Here is an 11,382-nt window from a genome sequence, read left to right on the forward strand (position 1 = left end):
AGCAGTGGAGTTGACTGAGAGTGCACTTCAACTCCTAAGTTCGTCACCATGACGACTTCAGAACAGCACACCCCTCAGCACAAGATCGGATCGGGCTTCGGGGCCCGGAGCACCACCGCGGACGTACTGGCCGGGACCGACCTCACCGGGAAGCTCGCGGTCGTCACGGGCGGCTACTCGGGGATCGGCCTGGCGACGACCCGCGCGCTCGCCGGTGCGGGCGCCCGCGTCGTGGTCCCCGCCCGGCGGCTCGACGTAGCCGAGGCGGCCGTGGCCGGGATCGCCGGCGTCGAGGTCGACACGCTGGACCTCGCCGACCTCGACAGCGTGCGCGCCTTCGCCGACCGGTTCCTGGACTCCGGGCGCTTCATCGACATCCTGATCAACAGCGCAGGCGTCATGGCCTGCCCGGAGACCCGGGTCGGGCCGGGCTGGGAGTCCCAGTTCGCGACCAACCACCTCGGGCACTACGCGCTGGTCAACCGGCTGTGGCCGGCGCTCGCTGCGGGCGGAGGCGCCCGGGTCGTGGCGGTCTCCTCGCGGGGCCACCAGCTCTCCGCCATCCGCTGGGAAGACCCGCACTTCGCCCGCGGCTACGACAAGTGGCAGGCGTACGGGCAGGCGAAGACCGGCAACGCGCTGTTCGCCGTGCACCTCGACGCGCTGGGCCGGGACGCGGGCGTGCGGGCGTTCTCGGTGCACCCCGGCGAGATCCACACCCCGCTGGTGCGCCATGTCTCGGCCGAGGAGCGGATCGCCGCGGGCTGGGTGGACGCGCAGGGCAACTGGTCCTTCGACTTCAAGACCCCGGAGCAGGGCGCGGCCACCCAGGTGTGGGCGGCGACCTCCGCGCAGCTCGCGGGCCTGGGCGGCGTCTACTGCGAGGACTGCGACATCGCGGAGCACGCGCCGGCGGGCGCGGTCGGCGCCGTCGACGGTGAGCTCGACCACGACGCGCTCACCAGCGGGGTCCGCCCGCACGCGACCGACCGCGAGCAGGCGGCCCGGCTGTGGGCGCTGTCGGCCGAGCTCACCGGCGTCGACGCGTTCGCGGCCTAGCGCGCTTCAGCCCCGGTACGTCTCCAGGAGGCGCAGCCACACCTCGCTGATCGTCGGGTACGACGGGACCGCGTGCCACAGCCGCTCCACGGGTACCTCGCCCGCGATGGCTACGGTCGCCGAGTGGATCAGCTCGCCGACGCCGGGCCCGACGAAGGTGACGCCGAGCAGGACGCCCCGGTCCTCGTCGACGATCATGCGGGCCCGGCCCGTGTAGCCGTCGCCGTAGAGGCCGGCGCCCGCGACGCCGCTCATGTCGTAGTCGACGCAGCGCACCCGGCGGCCCGTGGCCTCCGCCTCGGCCAGGGTGAGCCCGGCCGAGGCGGCCTCCGGGTCGGTGAAGACGACCTGGGGGACGGCCACGTGGTCGGCGGTCGCGTTGTGGGCACCCCAGCGGTCGCTCTCCAGGACCGGCGTCCCGGCGGCGCGCACGGCGATGGCCGCCCCGGCGATCCTGGCCTGGTACTTGCCCTGGTGGGTGAGGAGCGCACGGTGGTTCACGTCGCCGACCCCGTACAGCCAGTCGCTGCCCTCGACACGGCACGAGTCGTCGACGGGCAGCCAGGAGCCGGGGGCGAGGCCGATGGTCTCCAGGCCGATGTCGTCGGTGCGGGGTGCGCGGCCGGTGGCGAAGAGGATCTCGTCGGCCTCCAGGCGTTCGTCTCCTTGGGGGCCGCGCACCGACACGGTCACCGCGCCCGTCGCCACATTGCGTACGACGTCGGTGACCGAGGTGTGGGTGCGCAGCTCGGCGCCCGCCTCGCGCAGCGCGTCGGCGACCAGCTCGCCCGCGAAGGGCTCCATCCTCGGCAGCAGCCCCTCGCCCCGCACCAGCAGGGTGACCTGGGCGCCGAGCGCCTGCCAGGCGGTGGCCATCTCGGCGGCCACCACTCCCCCGCCGACGACCACGAGCCGACCCGGCACCTCCTGGGCGCTGGTGGCCTCGCGGCTGGTCCACGGGTTCACGTCGGCCAGGCCCGGCAGGTCCGGCAGCTGGGCGCGGCTGCCGGTGCACACGGCGACGGCGTGCCGGGCCGTGAGGACGTGGTGCTCGCCCTCGGGGCTGGTGACGCTGACCTTGCGGGTGCCGTACAGGCGGCCGTGGCCGCGGTAGAGGTGGGCGCCGATGCCGTCGAGCCAGGCGACCTGGCCGTCGTCCTTCCAGTGGGAGGTGTATTCGTCGCGGTGGGCGAGGACAGCCCGGGCGTCGAGCGGGCCCTGCACCGACTGGCGCAGTCCCGGCACCCGGCGCGCCTCGGCGCGGGCGACGACCGGGCGGAGCAGCGCCTTGCTGGGCATGCAGGCCCAGTACGAGCACTCGCCGCCGACCAGCTCGCTCTCCACCACCGCGCAGCTCAGGCCGGCCGCCCGTACCCGGTCGGCGACGTTCTCGCCGACCGGTCCCGCACCCAGCACCACCACGTCGTATTCCTCGGCTTCGGTCATAGGCACAGTCTGGTGTGCGGTGTACTCCATGGCCACAGGGGCACACGCCAAGGACGGAATACCGCGGCGGCGCACGCGGTTGTGCGAGGCGGTCCCACCCCCGGGGCCGGGAAGAGGTGTGTGTGATGGCGACTGTCGAGCTGACCAAAGAGAACTTCGACTCGGTCGTGTCCGAGAACGGATTCGTACTGATCGACTTCTGGGCCTCCTGGTGCGGCCCGTGCCGTCAGTTCGCCCCGGTGTACGAGGCCGCGTCCGAGCGCCACGACGACCTGGTCTTCGCGAAGGTGGACACGGAGGCCCAGCAGGAGCTGGCGCAGGCCTTCGACATCCGGTCGATCCCGACGCTGATGATCGTCCGCGACAACGTGGCGGTCTTCGCCCAGCCCGGCGCGCTGCCCGAGGCGGCCCTGGAGGACGTCATCGGCCAGGCCCGCGGCCTGGACATGGACGAGGTCCGCAAGTCCGTCGAGGCGGCGCAGCAGAAGTAGCCCCCCCTTCTCCCACTCATCACGGCTCCCTCCCCGCCCAGGGGAGGGAGCCGTGACGTTGTCCCGGGCGGAATGCGCCATTGCTGGGTCCGGCCGGGGGCATCGGTTACCGGTCAGCTGCCTGTCCCCGCACACCTGTCGCGGCTCTCCACGCTGTGCGTCATGTGCGGTCAAGACGCCAACTGGCGCCAATCCGCGGCCAGTTCACGCCCACAGGGTTCGAGCCAGGGAGCGCTCCACAATGTGGTGATCCAGCGGACGTTGCGTGTGCTTCCTCCTACTCTCCGTCCTCATGCGAATCACACACCTGAGGCGTTTCGGCCTCGCCACGGTCCTCGCCTCCTCCCTCGCCCTCTTCGGCATGAGCCAGTCCGCGAGCGCCGACACCGCCGCCGACGTCAGCTTCAGCGCCGACCACACGGCGGCGACCCCCGGTGGCACGGTCAACCTGAGCATGACCTTCACCAACAACCAGACCACCGACGTGTGGTTCGTATACCAGTCGGTTCAGCCGACCTGGCAGACCACCCAGCGCACCGACCTCAAGTACGCGCTCGCCTCGTGTTCCGGCACGGGTGTCACCTGCACCGGGGCCGGCACCACCACGCTCGGCGTGAACTACTCGGTCCCGGTCGCGCCGGGCACCAGCCGCACCGTCACCATCCCGGTGCAGATAGCCGCGACCTCCGGCTGCAACGGCGACATCGCGTTCTACTCGTACGTCTACTACGAGTACAACAACAGCCAGAGCCACAAGGACGGCGTCTTCAACTCCCCGACGATGCACGTCAACTGCGCCACGCCCGCCCCCGCAGGCGCTCACTGACCAACCCCCGGCCGCGCCTGTCCGCGGCCCACGGATGCCGGTCGGCCCATCCCCCCGGGTCGGCCGGTTTCGTGTGTCCGGGATCGAACGTCCACGACCCTTATTCGAGTGAATGTTTCGCTCGCGTGGCCGAAAACCGGATACGTCCTGGAAAGCCGAGTTGTCTGGACCATTGGCGGTTCGCGCCGTCGTGCGCCCCCTGCCCCGAAAGCGGTTACTCCGCCGGGCCGCTCCGATTTTCCCGCCCCGGCACACCCCGCCAAGAGCATCCGGAAACCCGCGAATCTTCCTGTGCACCGGTCTGCGCCCCATCACAGCGGCCACGGTTTTTCGTCATGTTTCACAGTAGCCACTCGAAAACTCCTCGCAGAGCCGCACTATGTGACGCGTCAGAGCGGAACGGCGGGCCCTTCGAACAAGGGCAGGCCCGTTCCGTCGTGGGCGGGGTCCGCGCAGGCAGGGGAGCCGAACGGACCTCCAGGGGAGGGGACTTCACCGCGTGAAGCGGAACACACACCGCAGCAGACACATCACCGGCCTGGCCGTCGGCGCAGTGCTGCTCGCCATGGGCTTACCGGCGGCGCCGGCGTACTCGGCGACGCCCGCGCCGCGCATCGACCTGTTGGTCCTCGTCGTCTCGGACGGCGGCCCCGCCACCGAGGCCATCACCGCGGAACTGGACGGCGAAGGCACTCCGTACACCGTGGTCGACCTGAAGCAGTCCGGGCGGCCCGTGATCGACCAGGCCTTCCTCTCCGACACCGTGAACGGTCTGCCCCGCGCCAAGTTCCAGGCCGTGGTGCTGCCGAACGACAACCCCTTCCCGACCGGCTCCGCGGAAATGGCCGCGCTCGCCGCGTATGAGCAGTCGTATGCGATCCCGCAGGTCGACGCCTATACCTACGCGCGTCCACAGGTGGGTCTGCAACCCGCCGCCACCAGCGGCTACAGCGGCTCGGTGGACGGCATCAAGGCCCAGGTGACGGCGGCCGGCCGCAGCTCCGGGCCCTTCGGCTACCTCAACGGGAGCGTCCCGTTCGAGGACAACTCCCCCTCGGTGAGCGAAAGTTACGCCTTCCTCGCGCAACCGGCGGCGGGCGCTGACTTCACGAGCTACGTCGAGGCGCCGATCCCCGGCAAGACGGGCAACGGCACGCTCGTCGGCGAGTACCGCCACGACGGGCGCCGGGAGCTGGTCGTCACCTTCGCGTACAACCAGTACCAGGAGCAGTTCAAGCTGCTCGCCCGGGGCATCGTCGACTGGATGACGCAGAACGTGCGCCTCGGCGCCTCGCGGAACTACTTCGCGGTCCATGTGGACGACATGTTCCTCGGTGACGACCGCTGGGACTCCAACCTCAACTGCACGCCCGGCGATGTGGACTGCCCGCCCGGTCAGGGGGTCGAAAACTCGATCCGGATGACCCCGGACGACGTGAAGAACGCGGTCGCCTGGGAGAAGTCCCGGGGCTTCACGCTCGACATCGCCTACAACGGCGGCGGCAGCGTCGAGTACCGCGCGGAGCACAGCGGGGCCGACCCGCTCGCCGATCAACTGGCCCTGAACAAGGGCGACTTCCGCTGGATCAACCACACCTACGACCACGCCTTCCTCGGCTGCGAGCAGGACGTGTCGGTGGTCCCGTGGAAGTGCGCGACCAACCCGGACGGCTCGACGAAGTACGTGAGCCAGGCCGAGATATCCAAGGAGATATCCGACAACCAGCAGTGGGCGCAGAGCGTCGGACTGCCCGTCGAATCCGATGAGTTGATCACCGGGGAGCACTCCGGGATGAAGCTCCTGCCGCAGCAGCCGCAGGACAACCCGTATCTGGCCCCCGCGCTCGCCGCCAACAAGATCGACTGGCTCGGCGCCGACATGTCGCGCGACCCCGAGCAGCGCCAGGTGGGCCCCGCGCTCACCGTCGCCCGCTACCCGATCAACATCTTCTACAACGCGGGCCACGTCTCCGAGCAGGTCGACGAGTACAACTGGATCTACACCAGCCGCGCCCAGGGCGGCAGCGGCCTGTGCGAGAACCTTCCGAACACCACATGTCTGCCCACGCCGCTCAGCACGGCCACCGGGTACACGGACCACATCGTGCCCCTGGAGACCCAGGTCGCCCTCGGCCACGTCCTCGGCAACGACCCGCGGCCGCACTTCATCCACCAGTCCAACCTCGCCGAGGACCGGATCGGATATCCCGTCCTTGACGGAGTGCTCGACCAGTACAAGGCGCTGTACGCGGCCAGCGCCCCGCTGGTGAACCTGCGGATGAAGGACATCGGCGCCGAGTTGCGCAACCGGGGCGCCTGGAACACCGCCGTGAAGGCGGGCCAGGTCACCGCGTACCGGATCGGCGACAGCGTGACGGTGCAGGCCCCGGCGGGCGTGGCCGTCACCGCGACGATGCCGAACGGCACCAACCAGGTTCTGGGGAGCGGCACTTCGGCGTTCGGCCAGGCCTACGCCGGGAGCGTGTCCGGCTGGGTGTCGCCGCAGTCCGGACAGAGCAGTGTCTCGCTGGCGCTCGCGCCGGCTCCCGCCAGAGCCCTGGCACCGCAGTCCCGCCCCGCGCCGTCCGCCGAGCACCCGACGCCGCAGAGCGCACCGCGCACGCCGGTCCCCGCCGGTGTCACGAAGCCGGTTCCGTACAGCACCGAGCGGCGCTGACACCGGTCCGCCGAGGTTCCGAACGCCCGCCGCCGCCGCGGCGGCGGGCCGCCGGGCCGCCCTCACCACCCACCGCTCTCTTCAGCCGCGGAGCGCATGCATGCACGTACCACACCGCGCGCCGCGCTCCGGCGCGGCGCGGGTCACCCTGCTCACCGAGGGCACCTATCCGCACAGCCACGGCGGGGTGAGCGTCTGGTGCGACCAGCTCGTCACCGGAATGCCCGACATCGACTTCGACATCATCGCGGTGACCGGCACGGGCCGCGAACCCACCGTGTGGGAGCTCCCGCCGCACGCGTCCGAGGCCGTCTCGGTCCCCATGTGGGGCCCCGCGCCCGCCGGTTCGGCCCCGCGCGGCCGACAGGAACGGCGCCTGATGACGGCGTACGAACGCTTCCTGACCGCACTGCTCGACCCCTCGGCGGAGAGCGGGTTCGGTCCTGCGCTGTACGAGATGGCCCGGGCCGCCCGCGACGGCTCGCTCAGCCCCGCGCTGCGCGGCGACCGGGCGATCCGGGTCATGACCGAGGTGTGGAACCGGCCGGGGCTCGCGGTGTGCGAGGCACGGCCGACCCTGCACGACGCGGTCACCGCGACCGGGCTCCTGGAGCACGCGCTGCGGCCGCTCGCCGCGACCCCGCCGAGCCAGGGCGTCTCGCACGCGGTCAGCGGCGGAGTGGCCGTGCTTCCCGGGCTCGTCGGGACCGAACTCCACGGCGTGCCCCTGCTGTTGACCGAGCACGGCGTCTATCTGCGCGAGCGCTATCTGGGCTACCGGACCGCCCCGTACCGCTGGCCGGTCAAGGCGGTGCTGCTCGGGTTCTTCCGGCTGCTCGCCGAGGAGACATATCGGCGGGCCGCGCTGATCACGCCGGGCAACCAGTACAACCGGCTGTGGGAGGAGCAGGGCGGGGCCGATCCGCAGCTGATCCGCACCGTCTACAACGGGGTCGACCCGGCGGCGTTCCCGCCCGCCGGACCCGAACCCGAGACCCCAACTCTCAGCTGGGCAGGACGAGTTGACCCCATCAAGGACCTGGAGACGCTCATCCGCGCCTTCGCCAAGGTGCGCAGCGAACTCCCCGAAGCCACCCTGCGCCTGTTCGGCGGCACGCCCCGGGGCGGCGAGGCGTACCGGGAGCGGTGCGAGGCGCTTGCCGACTCGCTCGACCAGGGCGGCGCGGTCACCTTCGAGGGCCGCGTCGAGGACATCCGGGACGCCTACGCGGCGGGCAACGTGGTCATGCTGTCCAGCATCAGCGAAGGCTTCCCCTTCACACTGATCGAGGCCATGTCGTGCGGCCGGGCCACGGTCTCCACCGATGTGGGCGGGGTGCGCGAGGCGGTCGGCCCGGCCGGTCTCGTGGTGCCGCCGCGCGATCCGGACGCGATGGCCGCGGCCGCCCTGGAACTCCTCGGCGACCCGGTGCGCCGGGCGGCCATGGGGGAAGCGGCCCGGCTGCGCGTCGTCGAGCAGTTCACGCTGCGCCAGACCGTCGACACCTTCCGGGCCATCTATCTCGAACTCTCCGTACGCGGCGGGGCCGTCCCGGTCGGGCGAGGAGAACGAGGAGAACACAGCGAGGACACCACGATGGCCCTGCGCCTGGTCCCCGCCGAGCTGAGCCGGGTGGCCGGATGAGCGGGCCCGTCCGTCTGGAGCCGCCCGACGGCCGCGACGACACGCTGACGCTCCGGCTCGCCACGGAGTCCACGATGACGCTGCGCCTGCCGGGCCGGGCGCCCGCGCGCACGGGCAGGGACGCGGCGGTGGACCGGCTCGCCGCCGAGCTCGCCGAGCAGATCGGGCCCGCGGTCCACGCCTACGAGGTCGCGGCGCTGTTGGAGTCCGAGGGCCTGACGGCCCAACAGATCGCGGACGAGTACGGCCACGGCAACCTGTTCGCGCTCGCCGAGGACCTGTACCGGCGGGTGCCGCGCAGCTACCCGGAGCCGCCCGCGGCCGCCGACCCGTGGAAGCCCGACCCGGTGCGGTGCGCGCTGCGCGGCGCCCTGTTCGCGCTGCCCGGGCTCGCCTATCCGCTGACCGCCCGGCTGTGGCAGAGCGACCGTGCGGTTCTCGCCCTGGTCGTGGCGGGCCTCGTCTCCTGGGCGTGGGGGCAGGGCCTCGGCCACCGCGCCTATCTGCGGATGGCGTCGGGCCGGGCCGAGGCGGCCCGCACGCTGCTGGCGGGCGCGCCGCTCGGCGCGGTGCTGGCCTGCGCCACGGGCTTCGCGATCGTGGGGCCTAGCAAAGCGGCGTTCTTCGTGGCGGGCCAGTCCTGCTATCTCGCGGCCGCCGGGATCCTCCTGGTCCTGGCGCGCGAGCGGCTCCTGCTCGGCGCGCTCAGCCCGCTCATCGCGGGGGCCGCGGTCCTGCCGTTCCGGGAGCCGGGCGCATTGGTGCGGGTGGGTCTGTGCGTGCTCACCCTGGTCCTGGTGGTCGCGGCCGTCGGCCACTGTCTGCGGGAGGCGCTGAAGGAGCCCGCGGCCACCTCCTCGGCCGCGCCCCGGCTCGTCGCCTCACTGCCGTACGGGCTCTTCGGACTGGCCGCCGGTGTGCTCGTGGCGTTCGCCGGGCGGCTCCATCCGCTCGCGGTGATCGCGCTGACGCTCAGCATGGGACCGGCCGAATGGCTGCTCTACCGCTACCGGGGCCTGTCGGTCGCGGCGCTGCGGGCGACGGCCACCCCGGCCGCGTTCCGGTGGCGCTCGGCCGCCGTCCTCGGGGGTTGCCTCCTCGTCCACCTGCTCCCGCTGTTCCCCGCGGCGCTGCTCACCGGGGCGGAGCCCGCGCCCCTGCTCGCGCTCGCCGCGCTGCTGTGGACGGCGCTGCTGCTCCAGGCGTTCGGCATCGCCTGGCCGCCGGCCGCCGTCAGCCTGGCCGCCGCGGCCGGGGTCGCCTCGGCCGGGCTTCTCTCGCCGCCCCCGGGCCCGCTCACCGAACTGCTCTGTTGTGCGGCCGCCGCCGTCGTCCTCACCGGCACCACCCTGCACCTGCTCGGGCGGCCGACCGCGCACGCCTGACCCGTACCGCGCCCCACCCGGCACAAGGCGGGGCACCAGTCTCACGCACCGCACCCGAATGATCACCGAATGTTCTGAACAGCGTTGAAAGGAGCGGCAGTTGACTTCCGCACCGCTTGTCGCCGTCACCGGAGCCGAAGGCTTCATCGGCTCCCACCTCACCGAGGCCCTCGTCGCCTCGGGCCACCGGGTCCGCGCGATGGCCCAGTACAACTCCTTCTCGTCCTACGGCTGGCTGGAGACCCTGTCCCCCGAGGTACTCGACCAGGTGGACATCGTGCTCGGCGACGTCCGCGACCCCGGCTCGGTACGCGGTCTGGTCGAAGGGGCCGAAGCCGTCTACCACTTGGCCGCCCTGATCGCGATCCCGTACTCCTACCAGGCCCCGCACAGTTACGTGGACACCAACGTCACGGGCACGCTCAACGTGCTTGAGGCGGTCCGCGCCCTTGAGACGCCGCGCCTGGTGCACACCTCGACCAGCGAGACGTACGGCACCGCGCAGACCGTGCCCATCACCGAGGACCACCCGATCAACACCCAGTCCCCGTACGCCGCTTCGAAGGCCGGCGGGGACCGGCTCGCGGACAGCTACTACGCGAGCTTCGGCACCCCCGTGGTGACGCTGCGCCCGTTCAACACCTACGGGCCGCGCCAGTCGATGCGGGCCGTGATCCCCACCGTCATCGGCCAGGTCGCGGCCGGCTCGCGCACCATCACGCTGGGCGATCTGCGGCCGACCCGGGACTTCACGTTCGCCGCCGACACCGCGCGGGCCTTCCTCGCCGTGGGGACCGCCCCCGCCGAGCGCGTCGTGGGGCGCACGTTCAACGCCGGTACCGGCACCGAGATCTCGGTCGGGGACCTGGTGCGGCTCATCGGCAAGGTCATGGGCGCCGAGCTCGACGTCCGCGAGGACGAGCAGCGCATCAGACCCGCCAACTCCGAAGTGATGCGTCTGGTCGCGGACGCGAGCCGGCTCACCGAAGCCACCGGCTGGCAGCCGGGGTTCGGCCTGGAGCCGGGCCTGGAGCGGACCGCGGAGTTCTTCCGCGACCCGGGCAACCTCGCCCGCTACAAGACCGGCATCTACAACATCTGACCTCGCAAGGCCCATCCTCAGGGAGGCTCCCATGCACGCAGTGATACTCGCCGGAGGCAAGGGCGTCCGGCTGCGGCCGTACACCACGGCGCTGCCCAAGCCGCTGGTCCCGATCGGCGACCAGCACGCGATCCTGGAGATCGTGCTGCGCCAGCTCGCGGCCGCCGGGTTCACCGGATGCACCATCGCGATCGGCCACCTGGGCCAGATCATCCGTGCCTATGTGGGCGACGGCGAACGCTGGGGTCTCGACATCGACTACAGCACCGAGGAGAGCCCGCTCGGCACGATCGGCCCGCTGCTCACCATGCGGGACCGGCTGCCGAAGTCCTTCCTCGTCATGAACGGGGACATCCTCACCGACCTCGACTACGCGGACGTGCTCACCCAGCACCGCACCAGCGGCGCCCCGCTCACGATCGCCACGTACGCCCGCAAGGTGCTCATCGACTTCGGGGTGCTGACCACCGACGACACCAAGGTGGTGGCGTTCACCGAGAAGCCCAGCATGGACTACCGGGTCTCGATGGGCGTGTACGGCCTGTCCCTCGACACACTGGCCGGCTACACGCCGGGCCTGCCGCTGGGCTTCGACGAGCTGGTGCTCGACCTCCTCAAGGCCGAAACCCCGCCGCACGCCTACGCGTTCGACGGGTACTGGCTCGACATCGGGCGCCCGGACGACTACGACCGGGCGAACGCCGAGTTCACCACCCACCGTTCCCTCCTACTCAAGGGGGCCTGACCCGCC

General features: G+C 71.7%; 9 protein-coding genes. 8 read left to right on the forward strand and 1 reads right to left on the reverse strand.

The genetic code is table 11. The features are described from left to right. Window positions 1–48 precede the first annotated feature (48 nt). Complete coding sequence (locus ADK54_RS10695) at window positions 49–1,059, forward strand: SDR family NAD(P)-dependent oxidoreductase (protein WP_053725338.1); 1,011 nt, start codon at window positions 49–51, stop codon at window positions 1,057–1,059. 6 nt (window positions 1,060–1,065) lie between these two features. Here the strand turns inward: ADK54_RS10695 and ADK54_RS10700 are convergent, their stop codons facing one another. Beyond that, on the reverse strand, window positions 1,066–2,505 hold the full coding sequence (locus ADK54_RS10700) for a dihydrolipoyl dehydrogenase family protein (RefSeq protein ID WP_053725339.1): 1,440 nt from the start codon (window positions 2,503–2,505) through the stop codon (window positions 1,066–1,068). A 125-nt stretch (window positions 2,506–2,630) separates the two neighbouring features. On the opposite strand from ADK54_RS10700, the gene trxA reads away from it, so the two are divergent. The 7 genes from trxA to ADK54_RS10735 all read left to right on the forward strand — a co-directional run bounded on the left by trxA (window position 2,631) and on the right by ADK54_RS10735 (window position 11,376). Next, window positions 2,631–2,996: a thioredoxin gene (gene trxA, locus ADK54_RS10705; protein ID WP_053725340.1), complete on the forward strand. Its 366-nt coding sequence runs from the start codon at window positions 2,631–2,633 to the stop codon at window positions 2,994–2,996. Window positions 2,997–3,288: 292 nt separating this feature from the next. Beyond that, window positions 3,289–3,822 carry a hypothetical protein gene (locus ADK54_RS10710; RefSeq protein WP_053725403.1) on the forward strand — a complete coding sequence of 178 codons (534 nt, stop codon included), beginning with the start codon at window positions 3,289–3,291 and terminating at the stop codon, window positions 3,820–3,822. Between the two features lie 565 nt (window positions 3,823–4,387). Continuing rightward, the gene (locus ADK54_RS10715; protein WP_053725404.1) at window positions 4,388–6,499 is read left to right on the forward strand and encodes a hypothetical protein; all 2,112 of its coding nucleotides are present in this window, start codon (window positions 4,388–4,390) and stop codon (window positions 6,497–6,499) included. Between the two features lie 100 nt (window positions 6,500–6,599). Further along, complete coding sequence (gene pelF / locus ADK54_RS10720) at window positions 6,600–8,144, forward strand: GT4 family glycosyltransferase PelF (RefSeq protein ID WP_078966276.1); 1,545 nt, start codon at window positions 6,600–6,602, stop codon at window positions 8,142–8,144. Further along, window positions 8,141–9,529: a hypothetical protein gene (locus ADK54_RS10725; RefSeq protein WP_053725341.1), complete on the forward strand. Its 1,389-nt coding sequence runs from the start codon at window positions 8,141–8,143 to the stop codon at window positions 9,527–9,529. Before pelF ends, ADK54_RS10725 begins: the two co-directional genes overlap by 4 nt. A 100-nt stretch (window positions 9,530–9,629) precedes the next feature. Beyond that, a complete protein-coding gene (locus tag ADK54_RS10730; protein WP_053725342.1) occupies window positions 9,630–10,631 on the forward strand; it encodes an SDR family NAD(P)-dependent oxidoreductase in 1,002 nt (333 codons plus the stop codon). Between the two features lie 31 nt (window positions 10,632–10,662). Then, the gene (locus ADK54_RS10735; RefSeq protein WP_053725343.1) at window positions 10,663–11,376 is read left to right on the forward strand and encodes a nucleotidyltransferase family protein; all 714 of its coding nucleotides are present in this window, start codon (window positions 10,663–10,665) and stop codon (window positions 11,374–11,376) included. The last annotated feature ends 6 nt before the right edge of the window (window positions 11,377–11,382 follow it).

Origin of the sequence: Streptomyces sp. WM6378, assembly GCF_001279695.1 — a bacterium.
In the GTDB taxonomy this organism is placed as follows: Bacteria; Actinomycetota; Actinomycetes; order Streptomycetales; family Streptomycetaceae; genus Streptomyces.